The 16315-nt window shown below is 72.3% G+C and carries 14 protein-coding genes and 1 other RNA gene; 2 read left to right on the forward strand and 13 right to left on the reverse strand.

Annotated features, from left to right (window positions below):
- Positions 1–377 precede the first annotated feature (377 nt).
- From rnpB to Q8R60_08555, 3 genes are all read right to left on the reverse strand, one after another.
- Positions 378–763: RNase P RNA component class A (rnpB, locus tag Q8R60_08545), an RNA gene on the reverse strand.
- A gap of 146 nt (positions 764–909) precedes the next feature.
- Positions 910–1581, reverse strand: a complete 672-nt coding sequence (locus Q8R60_08550) for a hypothetical protein (protein ID MDP3712519.1) — start codon at positions 1579–1581, stop codon at positions 910–912.
- Between the two features lie 371 nt (positions 1582–1952).
- Positions 1953–2609, reverse strand: a complete 657-nt coding sequence (locus tag Q8R60_08555) for a hypothetical protein (GenBank protein MDP3712520.1) — start codon at positions 2607–2609, stop codon at positions 1953–1955.
- Here Q8R60_08555 and Q8R60_08560 point away from each other — a divergent pair.
- On the forward strand, positions 2575–4257 hold the full coding sequence (locus tag Q8R60_08560) for a response regulator (protein MDP3712521.1): 1683 nt from the start codon (positions 2575–2577) through the stop codon (positions 4255–4257). The two genes, Q8R60_08555 and Q8R60_08560, sit on opposite strands and share 35 nt — an antisense overlap.
- A 246-nt stretch (positions 4258–4503) precedes the next feature.
- Here the strand turns inward: Q8R60_08560 and Q8R60_08565 are convergent, their stop codons facing one another.
- The 9 genes from Q8R60_08565 to Q8R60_08605 all read right to left on the reverse strand — a co-directional run bounded on the left by Q8R60_08565 (position 4504) and on the right by Q8R60_08605 (position 13490).
- Positions 4504–5673 carry a bifunctional RNase H/acid phosphatase gene (locus tag Q8R60_08565; protein MDP3712522.1) on the reverse strand — a complete coding sequence of 390 codons (1170 nt, stop codon included), beginning with the start codon at positions 5671–5673 and terminating at the stop codon, positions 4504–4506.
- Positions 5673–6416, reverse strand: a complete 744-nt coding sequence (locus Q8R60_08570; protein MDP3712523.1) for a C4-type zinc ribbon domain-containing protein — start codon at positions 6414–6416, stop codon at positions 5673–5675. The genes Q8R60_08565 and Q8R60_08570 overlap by 1 nt, the downstream gene beginning before the upstream one ends.
- Positions 6413–7528 (reverse strand): Nif3-like dinuclear metal center hexameric protein, encoded by a 1116-nt coding sequence (locus Q8R60_08575; protein ID MDP3712524.1) that lies wholly within the window; start codon positions 7526–7528, stop codon positions 6413–6415. Before Q8R60_08575 ends, Q8R60_08570 begins: the two co-directional genes overlap by 4 nt.
- Positions 7529–7538: 10 nt before the next feature.
- Positions 7539–8090, reverse strand: coding sequence for a hypothetical protein (locus Q8R60_08580; protein MDP3712525.1), 552 nt, complete (start codon positions 8088–8090; stop codon positions 7539–7541).
- Positions 8091–8109: 19 nt separating this feature from the next.
- Entirely contained in the window at positions 8110–8388 is a 279-nt protein-coding gene (locus tag Q8R60_08585; protein MDP3712526.1) for a hypothetical protein, read from the reverse strand.
- A 173-nt stretch (positions 8389–8561) separates the two neighbouring features.
- Positions 8562–9011 (reverse strand): response regulator, encoded by a 450-nt coding sequence (locus tag Q8R60_08590; protein ID MDP3712527.1) that lies wholly within the window; start codon positions 9009–9011, stop codon positions 8562–8564.
- Positions 9008–10870: a HAMP domain-containing sensor histidine kinase gene (locus Q8R60_08595; protein ID MDP3712528.1), complete on the reverse strand. Its 1863-nt coding sequence runs from the start codon at positions 10868–10870 to the stop codon at positions 9008–9010. Before Q8R60_08595 ends, Q8R60_08590 begins: the two co-directional genes overlap by 4 nt.
- Positions 10870–13062: an EAL domain-containing protein gene (locus tag Q8R60_08600; protein ID MDP3712529.1), complete on the reverse strand. Its 2193-nt coding sequence runs from the start codon at positions 13060–13062 to the stop codon at positions 10870–10872. Before Q8R60_08600 ends, Q8R60_08595 begins: the two co-directional genes overlap by 1 nt.
- A gap of 26 nt (positions 13063–13088) precedes the next feature.
- Positions 13089–13490, reverse strand: a complete 402-nt coding sequence (locus Q8R60_08605; protein ID MDP3712530.1) for an arginase family protein — start codon at positions 13488–13490, stop codon at positions 13089–13091.
- Positions 13491–13656: 166 nt separating this feature from the next.
- Between Q8R60_08605 and Q8R60_08610 the strand changes: the two genes are divergently transcribed.
- Positions 13657–14358, forward strand: a complete 702-nt coding sequence (locus Q8R60_08610; GenBank protein MDP3712531.1) for an SGNH/GDSL hydrolase family protein — start codon at positions 13657–13659, stop codon at positions 14356–14358.
- On the opposite strand, the gene Q8R60_08615 is transcribed toward Q8R60_08610, so the two are convergent.
- Positions 14342–16312: a beta-propeller domain-containing protein gene (locus tag Q8R60_08615; GenBank protein ID MDP3712532.1), complete on the reverse strand. Its 1971-nt coding sequence runs from the start codon at positions 16310–16312 to the stop codon at positions 14342–14344. The two genes, Q8R60_08610 and Q8R60_08615, sit on opposite strands and share 17 nt — an antisense overlap.
- Positions 16313–16315: the final 3 nt, after the last annotated feature.

A 16315-nucleotide genomic window follows, 5' to 3' on the forward strand; every position in this document is an offset into this window, starting at 1 on the left:
CCCGACCGAGCGGCCGGGTCCTTCCGAGCGTCCAGCGTCAGCCTGATCGCGCGCTCCCGAAGCTCCTCCGGGTACTTCCGTGGTGCCGCCATTCTTGATCCTCCGTGGCTTGATGGTCTCCATCAAACCCGGTACGAGACAGAGTGCCTCTCGGTCGATGATCATGGTGCGGATGCGGGGCAGAGTGCCACAGATGAGGGCAATCGCACCACTGTCTCGAGCCACGCGTCGTCCGAGGGACGCGTGTCAACCCGGTGTGCCGCCCGACCAGCCACGTCACACGACCTCATGGGGCTGCCCGCCCGCGCCCTGTCACCGCGACACGGCGCCCGAGAGACCGCGTCGTGCACGTGATGTGGGCGGCCGGGGGTCTTGGGGGGACGAGCCGACCTGTAAGCCGGGTTCTGTTCTCCCGCCCGAGGGCGGGAGCGACGGTCATCCATCTGGGACCGCTGTTGCCAACGGCCTCGTGCGGTCTACCCGGAAGCTCGGGCGGGCAGCCCTCAAGCGCTTCCGCAGGGCTCCCGGAGGAGCCCCTCTTGACCTTGCTCCGGGTGGGGTTTGCCGAGCCGCCCGGGTCACCCCGGGCGCTGGTGGGCTCTTACCCCACCGTTTCACCCTTACCGGTGCGAGCACCGGCGGTTTGTTCTCTGTGGCACTTTCCCGCGGGTCACCCCGGGTCGCTGTTGGCGACCACCCTGCCCTGTGGAGCCCGGACTTTCCTCGACAGCTGGATTGCTGCCGCGACCGTCCGGCCGACTCGTCCCACGACCAGCGTACGACGGGGCCGAGTCGGCTCCCGGCGTAGGCCCGATAAGGCGCGGGTCAGCTGAGCCAGCCCATCACGTCGAACACGACGTCCGTGGCCCTGGCGGAGGAGGACAGGACACCTGGCCTGACGTTCGGGCGTCAGGCCGCCAGGCCGAGCAACACCAGATCGGTGGGTCGCAAGGGCGCTGCCATGGGTGCACGGCTCACGACAAGGACGATCGCCGACCTCCTGCCAGGAGAGGGCTCGCGTTCAGCGGACTTCCGCGGCATCCGCTGGTCAGGCACAGCCGACGGCAACAGGGGTTCGCGCGGCTCTGGCACATCCGTGGGCAGGATGGCCTCCATCGGCGGCGCCGTCGGAGGGCCGTCCGGATGGATGTGTAGGTGCGCTGGGCGGGGGACGTCGTACATCACCAGTGCGGAGAGCTCCGCGGCGGCCGCCAGATGTGGATCCTCCCAGATCCGTGTCGGCGGTTCGGCCCGCCGACCGGACGCCGGGTCACCGTTGCCCCCGGGGAGATGAGCTGCGGCGGTCGCCTGCAGCAGAGCGACCTCCGCGACGAGGTCCAGGTCAGGCCACCGTGGCAAGGTGGCGTCGTAGCGCGCGTCCTCAGCCGCAGTCGCAGGTACCTGCTCGACCCGCCCACAGACCCGGCAGGCATAGCAGAGGGTGCGGTCCTCACTGCCGAGACCCCGGAGCCAGGCAGCAACACCGAAGCAGCCGCGCTCGACGAGCACCAGGGGGCGCTGGCGCTCGCAGTCAGCGCAGTAGCCGTTCCACTTGGCGAGAACCTTGCAGCTGTCGGTCACGGGAGGGTCCTGACGGGTCGGTGGGATGTAGAGCGGGCTGTGCTGCACAGGTGCACCTGTTCCTTCGTCGGCACGGGGTAGGTGGCCACAGCCCCAGGCGTACCGATCGCCCCCCTCAGGTTGACCGGTCGCTCGACTGCCCCGCGGGGAGCGTCGGGACGTGGCAGACAGCCAGAACCACGACGAACGACGCCACCACGGGAAGGCGACGCAGCACCGCGCGCGCGGCGCGCCCCGGAGACGACGTACGCCGGGCTTGCCCGTGAAGCACCGGCCGCGGCACCCAGCAGCGGCACCAGACACGCGGTCTTGCTCTGGGCCAGACCGACGACCTACGGCCGACCGCATGAGATCCGGTGGACGACTGGTGGTCAGCAGTGAACGGCAGCTGCCGGCACCCGTCGGTCCTCGGCCCCCGGAAGATCGGTACAGGCCCAGGCACGGCGCAGGGTGGGCCGCATCTGCACGCGGTGCGCGCTCAGCGCTGGTCGACAGCCTGTCGGGGCCGGGGTCGCCCGGACGTGCGCCCCGCCCACGAGTTCGGCGTGACTCGGCAGGTCGGTGGGCTGCCAGGACCCGCGCGCGGTCCGGCGTACGACGACGACCTGCGGCCCGGGCCCCCGAGGAAGGACCTCGGCCGCGGGAGCCGTGGCCTTGCGCTTGCGGTCCGGCCAGGCGAGGACGAGGGCCGTGAGGCCGCCGCAGAGCAGGCCCAGCGGGACCGGCTCGGCAGCTCGTGACAGCACGCTGCCGCCCCCTGGCGTGGACCACACGAGCCGTCCGGCGATGTCGTCGTCGGTCGGTCGCCAGGGGTCGGGGCTGGTGCGGTTGTCGCCCTGGGTGCGCCACCCGGCGCGTCCGTCGCCGCCCATGAGCCGGTGGATGACGACGTTGCCGGCACCGAAGGTCCCCTCAGGGACGCGGTAGCCCACGATGTCGCCGACGGAGTAGCTCGAGGAGATCGACTTCGAGCTGGCGACGGTGGTGGAGGAGGTGGCCGAGCTGCTGGCCGAATCCGCCCACGCCAAGGGCCTGGAGCTGATCGTCGCCGTCGATCCTGATCCACCCCCCGTCCTGCGGGGCGACCCCACCCGGCTCCGTCAGGTGCTCATCAACCTGGCGGGTAACGCCATCAAGTTCACCGCCACCGGCGAAGTCGTGATCGCCTGCACCGCCGCGGCCGCCGGTGACGGGTTCGAGATCCGTGGCGAGGTGCGCGACACCGGCATCGGCATGACCGATGAGATCCGCGCCAAGATCTTCGCCAGCTTCACCCAGGCCGACTCGTCGACCACCCGACGCTACGGCGGCACCGGGCTCGGTCTGGCCATCGTACGTCGTCTCGTCGAGCTGATGGGCGGCACCGTCTCCGTCGAGAGCACCCCCGGTGTCGGGTCGACGTTCACGTTCACCGCCCGCCTCGCCCCGGGCCGCGGGACGCCCGTCGTGAGCCGGGCTGGGCGGCTGCGCCGCACCCGGGTACTGCTCGTCGACGACATCCCCGCCAACCTGACCGTGCTCGCTGCCCACATGGCGGCGTGGGGGCCGGAGGCAGCCGAGGCGTCCAACGCCGTCGACGCGCTCACCCTCGCCCGCGACGCCGAGACCGCCGGGAAGCCGTTCGACGTGGTCCTCTCCGACTACATCATGCCTGGCCGCGATGGCCTTGAGCTCGCCGACGACCTCGCCCGGGAGCTCGAACACCCGCCACCGGTCATCATCCTTTCCTCGGCGGGAGGTCGAGACGCGGCCCGAGGCCGAGACACGGTCAACGTGGCGCGATTCCTGGTGAAACCGGTCCGCCGCTCCCAGCTCTTCGACGCGATCGGGTCAGCGATCGGGGCCGTCCCGAGCCGCACCGCGACACCTCGCGCGACCAGCGACGGAGCGGCACCTGCCGCGAACGGCACCCGGGTGCTGGTCGCCGACGACAACGCCATGAACCTGCGTCTGGCGACGCTGATCCTCGAGAAAGCGGGCTACGCCGTCGACGGGGTCGCCAACGGCGCCGAAGCGGTGGAAGCGGTCGCCCGCGGTCGTTACGGGGCCGTCCTGATGGACTGCGAGATGCCGGTCATGGACGGCTACGCGGCGGCTCGCGAGATCCGACGCCGCGAGGGCGACGGCCGGCGGAGCCCGATCATCGCGGTCACCGCCAGCGCCCTGGCGGGCGACGCCGAGCGCGCCCTCGCCGCCGGCATGGACGCCCACGTCACCAAGCCGATCGACCACCACGAGCTGTACACCGCGCTCAACCGCCTGCTCGCCACCGACACCCCGGTCGTCGGTCCGCAGGGACCGTCCGCGCCTGAGGCGGGTGACTTCGACGAGCGGGCCCTCGAGCAGCTCCGCGAGCTCGACGGCACAGGTGAGGACCTCCGCAGCCTCGTGGCGATCTTCCTTCGAGACACTCCCGTGAGCGTGGACGCGCTGACCGAGGCCGCGCAGCTACACGACCTCGAGACCGTTCGCACGCTCGCCCACACGGTGCGAGGGTCCGCCAGCATGCTCGGGGCCGTCGGCCTCGCACGCCTGTGCGCCGAGATCGAGCACGACGCTCACAGCGGGAAGCCACCGCACACCGCGCTCATCGAGGCTCTCGCTCTGGCGCTCGAGCACATCACCACCTGGCTCACCGACCACACGACCTTCAGCGGTCCACCCAGGAGCACGTAGCCCCGCGCTGTTCCGCCGCTACGCCGACGTGCGACCCGGGGCGTTCGACGACGAGGCCGACTTCCGGGCGCACGACATCGTCGCGCAGCCGCGGGCGCTCACCGACGTCGTCGTACGCCTGAGCTGTGGTCGTGACGACCCGTTCCTCGACGCGACGCGAGCGCTGGCCGAGGCGCTCCCCCGCGCCGAGTCGGGCACTCGCCGAGCTCCGCCTGGTCGGGCGGGAGCTGGCAAGCGCATGACGCCTCAGCGAGGCAGGTCGCCGAGGTGGGCGGTGTCGTTGAGCGAGCGGACCACCGCCGGCCCGTCGGCGAACCACTGCACCTGCGACAGGCAGGCCAGGTCGAGGTGCATCCGGTAGAGCGCCGATGGCGGAGCGTCGAGGGCGAAGCGCAGCAGCGTCTTGATGGGCGTCACGTGGGAGACCACGACGACCGTCTTGCCGGGGTGGGTGCGGATGACGCGGTCGCGGGCCTGGCGGACCCGGGTGGCGGTGGCGTCGAAGGACTCGCCGTAGGGCGGGGCCACTGCGGTGTCGGCGAGCCAGGCGTCGAGCTCGCGCGGCCACTGCTGGCGGACCTCGCCGAAGGTGTAGCCCTCCCAGTCGCCGAAGTCGGTCTCCCGGAAGCCGTCCTCGACGACGAGCTCGAGGCCGGCAGCGGCCGCGACCGCCTCGGCGGTCTGGCGGGCCCGGCGCACGGGTGAGGTGACGACGACGACGGCGCCGAGGGTCGTGACCCGACGCGCGGCCGCGGCGGCCTGGGCGCGGCCGACCTCGGTGAGCTCCTGGTCACCGACACCGGAGAAGCGCTTCTCGACCGACAGCACCGTCTGCCCGTGGCGCAGCAGCCAGGTCGTGGTGGGCGGCGCGGGCGAGTCCTGCCAGCCCGACAGCCGGTTGGGGGTCGTCTCCGGCACGGGCGCGACGGGGGCCACGTCGTGCTCGGCGAGCCAGGCGGAGGCCGCGTCATCGGGCTGCGACGCCCCCGCCGAGACCCAGACCTCGCCGCGCGCGGCGGCATCCATCGCGGCGTTGGCGAGGGCGTCGGCGAGCTTGTTCTTCTCCCTGGGGATCCAGGAGAAGCGCACCCGCTCGAGGCGCCGGACCAGCTCGGAGGCCTCCTTCGCGAGCGGCTTCATCGACGGGTGCTTGACCTGCCAGCGGCCCGACATCTGCTCGACGACGAGCTTGGAGTCCATCCGCACGTCGACGTCGGCGGCACCGAGCTCCAGCGCGGCGGTGAGGCCCGCGATCAACCCGGCGTACTCCGCGACGTTGTTGGTCGCCACCCCGATCCCCGCTGCCCGCTCGGCGAGGACCTCGCCGGTGACGCCGTCGAGCACGACCGCGCCGTAGCCCGCGGGCCCAGGGTTGCCGCGCGAGCCGCCGTCGGCCTCGACGACGACGCGCGAGATCACAGACCCGACTCGGCGGTCCGCACCATGATGCGGCCGCACTCCTCGTGGCGCAGCACCTCGTCGACGGCGGCCGCGCGGATCGCGGCTTTCTCGTTGCCCATCAGGTCGAGCCGGCAGCCGCCGCAGGCACCGCGGCCGATCGCGCCCGCCCCGACACCACCCTCGGCGGAGCGGATCTTCTCGTAGAGCGCGAGCAGGTCGTCGGGGAAGGTCGCGGCCATCTCGGCGCGCTCCGCCGTGATGCGGACGATGTCGGCGTCGATCTCGACGAAGGCCACGTCGCGCGCGGCCTCGGCCTCCGAGCGCGCCGCGAGGTGACCGCTGCGCGCGGCGGTGTGCTCGTCGAGGACGGCCTGGGCGGCCTCGAGCCGCTCCATGACCTCGAGCTCGCCGTCCTCGAGGTCGGACTGACGGCGGGTGAGGGTCGCGACCTCGTGCTCGAGGTCCTGCAGCTGCTTGGGCTGCGTGATGGCGCCGGAGGCGAGCCGCTCCTCGTCGCGGGCGCGCCGGGCGCGGACCTGCTCAACCTCGGCCTCGACCTTGGTGAGGTCGCGCTGCAGGTCCGACACCTCGGTCTCGGCGCGCACGAGGTCGTCGCGCAGCGCGTCGACCAGCCCCTCGAGGCGGGCCATCTCGGCGATCTCCGGCAGCGTCTTGCGCTTGTGGGCGAGGCGGTCGAGGGCGCTGTCGAGCGCCTGGAGGTCGAGCAGCCTGAGCTGGACGAACGGGTCGGCCTTCACGGCTGCGGGCTCCTCATGTGCCAGGGGTCGGTCACGGTCGTCGAGACCGTCGTGCTCACGTTAGCGGCGGTCGCGAGCCGCACCGCGGCGTCGGTGAGCCAGGGGTGCTCGGTGGCCCAGTGGGCGGCGTCGAGCAGGGCGAGGCCCTCGGGCGCCTCGCTCGCCGGGTGGTGGCGCAGGTCGGCGGTGAGGTAGGCCTGCGCACCCGAGCGGGCGGCCGCCCCCAGCAGCGAGTCGCCGGACCCGCCGCAGACCGCGACGGTGCTCACAGCACGGCCGTCGCCGCCCGCGACGCGGATGCCGCCGGCCGTCGCAGGCAGGCTGCGGGCGACGTGCTCGGCGAAGTCCGCGAGCGCCATCGGCGACGGCAGCTCCCCCACCCGGCCGAGGCCGCGGGGGCCGGGCAGCCCGGCCAGCTCGAGCAGGTCGAAGGCCGGCTCCTCGTAGGGGTGCGCGGCCCGCAACGCCGCGACGACAGCGGACCGGCGGGCGCGCGGCAGCACCAGCTCGAGGCGGTCCTCCGCCACGACGGCCACCTCCCCCACCCGGCCGACGGTCGGCACCGCCCCGGGCAGCGGCCGGAAGGTGCCGGTGCCCGTCGTCGTCCACGCGCAGCGGTCGTAGTCGCCGACCGCCCCGGCACCCGCTGCGGCCAGCGCGTCGAGCAGGGCGTCGCGCGACGCCGTGGGGACGAAGACGACGAGCTTGTCGAGGGGGTCCGCGGGCAGGGCCTGCAGCGGGCGCAGGTCGACCAGCCCGATCGCCGCGGCGAGCGCGTCGGAGACCCCGGGGTCGGCGACGTCGGCGTTGGTGTGCGCGACGTGCAGGGCGCAGCCACCGGAGATGAGGCGGTGGACGAGCCGGCCCTTGGGGGTCGTCGCCGCGACCGACGACGTGCCCTTGAGGTAGAGCGGGTGGTGGGTGAGCAGCAGGTCGTAGCCACCGTCGAGCGCCTCGGTGACGGTGGCCTCGACGGGGTCGACGGCGAGCAGCACCCGGCGTACGTCCTGGTCGGGGTCGCCGCAGACCAGGCCGACGGCGTCCCAGGGCTCCGCCCACGGCGGGGGGTAGAGCCCGTCGAGGACGGCCACGACGTCGGCGAGGGTGCTCACCTGCCGGAGACTAGTGATCGGCGACGAGCGGGGGTGGTGGCACCGGCGGCGGGCGCAGCGCGACCTCGACCTCGACCGTCCCCGGGTGGTCGAGGGTGCGCTGCACGACCTCCCCGGCGCGGGCCATGAGGTGCAGCGCGGCGGTGTTCTCGGCGAGCAGCAGCGCCGTGAAACCGGTGACGCCCCGCTCGAGCGCCGCCGCGACGAGACCGTCGCACAGCGCGCTGCCCGCACCGATCCCGTGCCGGTCGTCGGCGACGGTGAAGGCGACCTCCGCGAGCTCCGGGCGGAGTCGGTCGCGCACGAAGCGCCCGACCGCGATGTCCTCGCCGTTGGTGGCGCTGACGAGCAGCCGGGCGACGTGGTCGACGTCGTCGACGCGGTCGACGAGCTGGTCGAGCATCGTCGGGGTGAGCCGAGGCACCGGCGCGAGGAAGCGGTGGTAGCGGGACTCGGGCGACAGCCGGAGGTAGGCCGCGCGCAGGCCCTCCCTGTCGTGGGGCTGCAGCCGCCGAAGCACCACGGGCGTGCCGTCGCGCAGCAGTCGCGGCTCGAGCGTCATGCGCCCAGCCTGCCCGACATCAGCCTTCCGCGCCTCCGACGCTCTCGCGGATGCCGTGCGACACCTTCCCGAGCATCTCGTCGGGGGTGAGGTGGAAGGCCCCCGCAGCGATGTCGAGCAGCACCGCACCCAGGGCGATGAGCGACTGCGTCATGGCCTCGGGGTCGTCGCGAGCCGCCTCCATGAGACCGGTGTAGGCACCGTCTTCGCGACGGACGTAGGCCGTCATCAGGTCAACCGCGCGCGAGAACGTCTCGGGCTCCGGGACGTACTCCACCTGCTCAAGCGATCTCTCCACGTGGCGCATCGTATCGGACAAGAGCACTGTTCGATTCACCCCGAGCCGCGGCGGCAGCCCCGTCAACGGTCACGACCAACCGCGCGATCATCGCCGCAAGCTGACCCCAGGCCTGACCGCACCTGCGACCGCGCGATCGACCGGTCCACCAGCCCAGACCCTCTTGCCGCCCCTCAGCGGCTTCTCTGAGCAGGATCCTGCTCCGGCAGCGTCGAGACGTCGATCCAGTAGCGCGCCATCTGCTGCACGCCCTCCCGCAGCCCGCTGAGGCTCGCGGGCTTGGTGACGTAGCTGTTGGCCTGGCGCTCGTAGCTGTCGCGGACGTCCTCCGGACGATCCGAGGACGACAGCACGACCGTCGGGATCGTGCACAGGGACGCGTCGCCCTTGATGGCCTCGAGCACCTCGAGTCCGTTGACCTTCGGCATCTTCAGGTCCAGCACCACCAGGTGGGGCCGCTCCGCGTCGGCGTAGTCGCCCCTCCGGTGCAGGAAGTCCAGAGCCTCCTCGCCGTCCTTGACGGTCACGATCTCCACGCCGGCGCCGTGGGCGTCGTGGAAGGCCCGCACCGTGAAGAAGGCGTGGTCCGCGTCATCCTCAGCAACCAGGATTCGAGCTTTCATAGCGCTACCTCCACAGCAGGCTTAGGTGCTGCGGTCGCAGCGTCCCGGGGCTCGGGCAATGTGCGGGAGACGAGCAGGTGCACAGGCAAGCTGATGTCGACGGTGGTGCCCGTGGTGTCACCGTCGGCAGGACCGCCGACCGCCACCGAGCCGCCCAGGCTCTCGGCGATCCGCTTGCAGATCGCCAGCCCGATGCCGGTGCCAGTGCTCGACTTCGGCGCGTTCAGCCGCTCGAACACGCGCAGCACACGGGCGCGGTACTCGACCGGCACACCGCGTCCGTCATCGGCGACGCGGAGGACGAAGCACCCGTCCTGGCCAGGCTCGAGGCTGATGGTGACGCGGATGGTAGGCCGGCCGCCGTGCTTGAGGGCGTTGTCGACGAGGTTGGTGAGGAGCTGGCGGACGCGCACGTCGCTCACGGTGATCAGGGGCAGGTCACCCACGACCTCCAGGTGAGCCTGCGGCGCGCGCAGGCGGGCGCCCTCGCAGACCTCCTCCGCTACGCCGCTCAGGTCGACGACCTGCGGATCGGGTTCGATCCGGCCGATGCGTGACAGCTCGAGCAGGTCAGCGATCAGGCTCTGCATGTACATCGCGTTGACACTGATCCGCTCGAGGTAGTGCGGCGCCTCGCCTGTCAGGGCATCGCCATACTCCTGCTTGAGGAAGTCCAGGTAGCCCAGGACCGAGATGAGCGGGCTGCGCAGGTCGTGGGAAACGCTGTAGAGCAGCGTCTCGAGCTCCTCGTTGGCGGCCTCGGCGGCCTCGCGGCTGGCGCGTTCCTGCTCGAAGAGGTCGACCCGCTGCAACGCGAGGTCAACGAGCGTCGCTACCCGCCCCAGGAGCTCGGCCTCGTCATTGCCGACCGCGGGAGCCAGGATCCCCGAGGTCACGACCAGCCAGCCGCTGCTCAGCCGAGCCGTCAGCACCCCGAGCACGGGCTCGCTGACTTGCTCGTCTCCGGCCTCGGCCGCGTGGGCCGCCGCGATCTGCTCGGCGTCCACCGAGCCGCTCAGTCGTACGACGCTGCCCGCGCCGTCCAGCAGCGCGGCCCCGCTGCCGCCGAAGGCATCGGCCAGCACGGGCACGATCGTCTCGGCGACGTCGTGCCGGGTCAGAGCCTGCATGAGGCCTCGCTCGGCGCGGGAAAGCGCAGCGAGGTCTCCCTGCCGCCACAGCACCCGCAAGAACCAGGGTGCCACAAAGGCCAGTACGTAGAGCAGGACCGAGAGCAGGCCGAGGACCGAAATCGTCACGGTCACCCACGACGCTGCGGTCCCCCCAGTCGCCCCCGACACGACCAGCGTGAGGGCCAGGAGGATCGCCCCCGCGCTCAGGGTGCGCAGCCGGTTGCGGACGACCGACGACTGGCCGCGGCTGAGCTTCCACAGCCCCCGGGCCGCAATGAACGCCTGCACGTTCCACGCCAGGACGACGAGCGCGACGAAGGCCTGGGCCCACGCGGGCCGCGGCTGCCCCGGCTCTGGCAGCGGCGGCGTCGCCAGGGTCGCCAGGACCTGCACGACCAGCAGGCCGACGACGAGTCGATGCGTCCACAGCCCGGTGCCCCCGAGCAACCAGGTGAACTCGGCGAGCAGGAACGGAATCAGCAGCAGCAGGCAGATCTGCACATCGACGAAGAACGCCCCCCAGCCGCGCGGTTGCTCCGGCGTGAAGAAGCCCATCGCCAGCACGAGCGCGAACACCACGTAGACGCTGAGCACTGAGGCGGTCACAGCCGACCGCTGGCGATGCCAACGGCGCGCCAACACCGCGACCACGGCGATGCAGACGATGAGTTCGATGCCGCTGACGGCGAGGAGGAAGGCCCGCAGCTCCGGGCTGTAGCCGTCCATCACGAGGCTCCGTTCGACACGGGGGCCGCGGGTTTGCGGGCTTGAGGCACGGCAGTAGCAGCGCCTTCCAGCTGGACGGACAAGGGTGGCTGCTGCGCCCATCCGCACTCGTGCGCGGGGACAGCACGCCCCCAGAGCCAACCCTGCGCGGAGGTCACCCCGAGGTGGATGAGCAGGTCGCGCTGCTCCACCGTCTCAACCCCCTCGGCCAGCACGGACAGGTCGAGGCCCTTGGCCAGCGCCACGATGGCAGAGGTGATGGCCATCCCGACTCCGTTTTCGCTCATGGCCTGGACGAACGAGCGGTCCACCTTGAGCTGGTCGAGCGGTAAGGCGTGCAGGTAGGCGAGCGAGGAGTAGCCGGTGCCGAAGTCGTCGATGGCGACGGAGACCCCGAGGCTGCGCAGCTCCTGCAGCAAGCGTCCGCTGGCCTGGGGGTCTTCCATGACCACGGTCTCGGTGACCTCGAGGCCCAGCAGCTCAGACGGCAACCCGGTGCGGCGCAGCGCCGCTCCGACCACAGCGACGAGGTCCGGATGGTTGAGCTGTCGGGCGGACAGGTTGACCGCCACCGTCAGGGGGGTCTGGCGAGTGGCGTTCCACATCGCCGTCACCTGACAGGCGCGTTCGAGCACGAAAGCGCCGAGCGCGACGATGAGTCCCGACTCCTCGGCGACCGGGATGAACGAGTCCGGCAGCAGCAGGCCGCGCTCGGGGTGCTGCCAGCGCACGAGCGCTTCCGAGCCCGTCATCTGGCCGGTGGCCATGTCCACGACCGGTTGGAAGTGGACCTCGAGCTCGTTGGCCTTCAGCGCCCTGCTGAGGTCCTTCTGCGTGCGCAGACGGGACGTCGCGCGCTCGCGCATGGCCTCATCGAAGATCTCGAACCGAGACCGACCCAGCTCCTTGGCGCGGTACATCGCGATGTCCGCGTCCCGGACCAACAGCTCGGCCACCGCGCCGGACCCTGGCTGGGCGGTGGCCACGCCCATGCTGGCGGTCACCGTCACGACCTCGCCGCCGGTGGGCGAGCCGCCACTGAGGACGAACGGCTCGGCGAGAATTGCCCCCATCCGCTCGGCCAGCTCGAGGACCTCGGACTCGACCTGCAGCCGCTCGCACAGGACGACGAACTCGTCTCCTCCGAACCGGGCCAGCGTGTCACTGGGGCGCACAGCCTGCTCGAGCCTGCGCGCCACCTCGATGAGCAGGTGGTCACCGGCCAGGTGGCTGTGACTGTCGTTGATCCACTTGAACTGGTCGAGGTCGAGAAAGATGACCGCCACCAGAGAGGCATCGCCGCGCGACCGCGAGAGCACCCGGGTGAGCCGGTCGAGGAGCACTCCGCGGTTGACGAGGCCGGTCAACCCGTCGTGCAGCGCCTGGTGCGCGAGGCGGTCCTCTGCGGTCTTCTGCTCGGTGATGTCCTGCATCGTGCCGAGGATCCGGGTGACGAGGCCGCCGTCGTCCCACGCCGCCGCCGTCATGTGCCCCAGCACCCAGCGGGTCGGGCCGTTCACCGGATCGATGCGGTGACGGACGACGATCGGGGTCTGTCCGGCCTCCGCCGGCGTGAACAGGCGCGCCACGCTCCGACGCTCGTGGGCAAGGACGAGGCCGAGGTAGGCCTCGAAGGCCGCTTCGCCCTGTGCCTCGGGGAGACCCGTGAGGCGCAGGAGCTCCTGCGACCAGGCCACGTAACCGGAGACCAGGTCCCACTCCCAGCTGCCCAGCCGGGCAAGCCGCTGCGCCTCGGACAGCTGCGCCTCACGCACGGCCAGCCGGGTGCCCAGCTGCAGCTGGGTGCGCTCGGACTGCTGGCGACGAGCGCGCTCCATCGCGAACATCACCGAGCGACCGAGGGAGTCTGTCGCGTGCTGGCCCTTGACGAGGTAGTCCTGCGCGCCCATCTTCAGCGCGTTCAACCCGACCGTCTCGCTGTCGAGGCCGGTCAGGACGACGATCGGGACCGCCGGGTCGACCGCCCGCAGCACGTTGAGGCCCTCCATGCCCTTGGCGTCCGGCAGCGAGAGGTCCAGGATCACGCAGGCGACATCGCCGGCGGCCAGGCGCAGTGCCGCGGCGGCCGCGGTGGTGAGGTGGACCAGCTCGCGGCGACCCAGGTCGTGCTCGGCCAGCTGACGGCGGATGAGGAAGGCGTGGTCTGGGTCGTCCTCGACGAGCAGTATCACCCCCGGCCCGCTCTCTCTGTCCTCGGTCAACGTGCCTGCTCTCTTCTGACGCGAGCGCAGCCGCCCTCGCCGTCGAGGATGAACGCACCTAATCCTTTGCACCATGGCACGAACTGATCACAAGAAGGAGGACTTACTGGCAACTGGCGTAGTCCCACAACAAGCCCGCGCAGGTGAGCCTGCTCGTCGCACCAGGTGCGGTAGGCCCGTGAGTTGGTGAGGTCTCCGATCCCGACCTGCACCACGTGAGCCCCGAGCAGACCGTCCTCGATCAGGCCCCGCACCGGGGTGCCGTTGGTCGGCCCGCCGTGGAAGCCGCGTACGTCGTGGTGGGCATCGAGCGTGAGCAGCCCGACGGTGGAGAGGTCAGGCAGCGGGGTCCTCAGAGCCGGACGGGTCACCGCGTTGTCGCCTCCGAGCAGCACCACCAGCTCGGCGCCGGTCAGGGGGCGCAGTCCTGAATCGACTGCCCACCCCCGCGTCGGGGTGTTGAGCGGGATATGTCAGAAGTTCGTCGACTTAGGGCCCTCACCATCGGGTGACGCTCGTGTCGTCCGGCTGCGGCAGCGGCCTCGCGCCGCCGAGGCTTCCCCCATGGGACGCGAGAGGGGGCGCCAGCGGGACCGCCAGGCAGGGCGGCTCCCCGTCCTTCCGGTGCTGCTCGTGGCGGCGCTGCTCGGGCTGCCCACCGCGACGTCGCGCCCGGCTGTCGCCGACGCACCGGTGCACGCGCTCGTCGTCGGCGACAGCATCCTTGAGGGCGTCGGCGCGAAGCCGCGCCGACCGGTGATGGCCCGCGTCGCGGCGCGCCGGCTCGGCTGGACCATCGATGTGGACGGCGTCGGCGGCACCGGCTACGTCAACGAGGGTCCGCGACCGGGCAGCACCTACGGCGAGCGCCTGGCGCGCAGGTACCTCACGTCGTACGACGTGGTCGTGGTCGAGGGCGGGCACAACGACTGGCGGGCCGATCCGGAGCTGGTCGCTGCGCGGGTCCGCGAGGTCGTCGCGCTGGTGCGCGACCGCGCGCCCGACGCCGAGCTCGTGCTCATCGGCGCCTACGACCCGCCGGGGGTGCGGCTGCGCGGGCCCGTCGACGGGGTCGTGGCGTCGGTGGCCGACGAGCTCGACGTGCCCTTCGCCTCACCGATCACCGAGGGATGGGCCGAGGGGCTGCCGCGCCGCTTCCTGTCCGGCGACCGGCTGCACCCGTCGACCTGGGGCTACGGCGTGCTCGGCGAGCGGTTCGCCCTCGCGCTCGACGCCCTGACCGAGGCGCCTACCTCGGGAACGTGACGGCGCCGGTGCGGTCGAGGTCGGTGGAGCGGCCCGCGGCGATGCCGGACTCGCTCACGGCGTAGACCCGGTCGGCGTCGTGCAGCACCCGCGTCGTCGGCGTGCTCGGGTGGACCTCCAGCCGGCCGGCCTCGGTGAGGGTGCCGTCCGCGCCGATCCGCACGCCGAGCGCGGACGCCTGCTGGTCGCGGTACTGCATGAAGGGCAGCAGCGCGAGCCGGCGCTGCGGGTCGTAGCCGAAGGCACGGCTGTCGTCGAGCGCCTGGCTCCAGCCCTCGCCGAGGCTGAGCCGGTCGACCTGCCGTGGGGCGCTGCGGTCACTGAGGTCGAAGACCGACAGCTGCATCCCCGTGGTGCGCCCGGTCTTCTCGTCGGCGTCCATCCCGAGACCGAGCAGCAGGTCGCCGCCGAGGGGATGCAGGTACGTCGAGAAGCCCGGCACCTTGAGCTCACCGAGCAGCCTCGGCGCGACCGGGTCGGACAGGTCGAGGACGTAGAGCGGGTCGGTCTGGCGGAAGGTCACGACCGTGGCGAGGTCGCCGAAGAAGCGGACGGCCTGGATGCGCTCGCCCTTGCCCATCCCGCTGACCCGACCGACGACCGCGAGCTCGCCGGCCGACTCCTCGAGCACCGACATCGTCGACACCGACTGCTCCTGCCCCTGCTGCCAGGGCGGGGCGCTGGTGGTCGCGACCCGCAGCCGGCCCTCGTGCTCGGAGAAGGCCCACCGGCCGAGGACGTAGCCCGAGACGCTGCCGGTGCCGACGTAGCCTGTCGTCGCGGTCGAGGTGTCGAAGGCGTGGATCTCCGTGGTGACGGCCTCCTCCGCCGTCGTGGTGTCCGCGGTGGTGCCCGCGGTGTCGTCGCCCGCGGGGGCCACGGTCCCCCACCGGCTGGTCGCGACGTAGAGCCGGTCGGTGCTCGCGTAGACGAGGTCACCGTCGGTCGTGACGCCGTCGCTGTCGACGGGCGCGAGGCCCGTGGCCGGGTCGAGCGTCGTGACGAGCAGCGTGCTCGCTCCCCGCGGCTGCTCGGCGTGGCTCACCGCGCCGCATCCCACGGCCGGGGTGTCGGCACGGACCCCGCCGTCGGGGCCGCGGCGGACCAGCCGCGGCAGGACGTCGCCGAGCGTCACCTCGGCGGCCGCCTTGCGGTTCGCCGAGAGTGCCTCGTCGCGCGCCTTCTCGCTGTCGGCCTGGGGCTGGGCGCCCGACGTCGGCTGCGCGGTCGAGCTCGTGACGAGCCGGACCCGGCCGTCGACGAGCCGCGCCGACAGGTAGCGGCCCTCGAGCTCGAGCCGCTCCAGCAGGGTCGGGGCGGTCGGGTCGGCGATGTCGACGAGCACGCCCCGCGTCAGGGCGGTGCCGCCACCCCACCAGCCGCGACCCATCGGCGCGGCCGTCGACGCGGCCACCGGCTGCGGGTCCTGCCGCCAGCCGTTGACCAGCACCAGCGCACGGTCACCGCTGACGAGCACCTCGGCGCCGTAGCCGTCCTGCAGTCCCAGGGCGAGGCTGCTCAGCTGGGTCGGCGCGTCACCGGCGCGCAGCAGCTGCAGGCTGCCGCGCGCGACCACCACCAGCAGGTCACCGACGACCTTGGCGCTGTCGGGTTCGTCGACGCCCTCCTCCTGCAGGTTGGTGCCGGTCGCGCCGGGACCGGTCGCCTTCATGGCGCCGCTGTCCGCCGCCGTTCCTGACGCGGTCGACGGCATCGCCGCGACCGCCCGCTCCCCGCCGAACAGCCTCATCCCGCCGCCCCAGCCCCAGCCGTAGGGGGTGGCGGTGTCGCGCAGCGCCCCGCGGTAGTGGGCCAGCAGCGCGTCGCAGCTCGCGTAGGGCGTCAGCCCGGCGGCCGCGGCCGGGGGCGTGGCCCCAGGGAGCGCGACCACCAGGGCCGCGGTGGCGGAGCCGACCACGCCCGCGCTGACGAGGGTCCGAGTGAGGGTGCGCATGGC

It is taken from the genome of Mycobacteriales bacterium (genome assembly GCA_030697205.1).
In the GTDB taxonomy this organism is placed as follows: domain Bacteria; phylum Actinomycetota; class Actinomycetes; order Mycobacteriales; family SCTD01; genus JAUYQP01.

Excerpts from the sequence above, each read along its gene's own strand:
- Q8R60_08615 (MDP3712532.1), bottom strand. The coding sequence starts at position 16,312 with ATGCGCACCCTCACTCGGACCCTCGTCAGCGCGGGCGTGGTCGGCTCC.
- Q8R60_08580 (MDP3712525.1), bottom strand. The coding sequence starts at position 8,090 with ATGACGCTCGAGCCGCGACTGCTGCGCGACGGCACGCCCGTGGTGCTT.
- Q8R60_08610 (MDP3712531.1), top strand. The coding sequence starts at position 13,657 with ATGGGACGCGAGAGGGGGCGCCAGCGGGACCGCCAGGCAGGGCGGCTC.
- Q8R60_08590 (MDP3712527.1), bottom strand. The coding sequence starts at position 9,011 with ATGAAAGCTCGAATCCTGGTTGCTGAGGATGACGCGGACCACGCCTTC.
- Q8R60_08595 (MDP3712528.1), bottom strand. The coding sequence starts at position 10,870 with ATGGACGGCTACAGCCCGGAGCTGCGGGCCTTCCTCCTCGCCGTCAGC.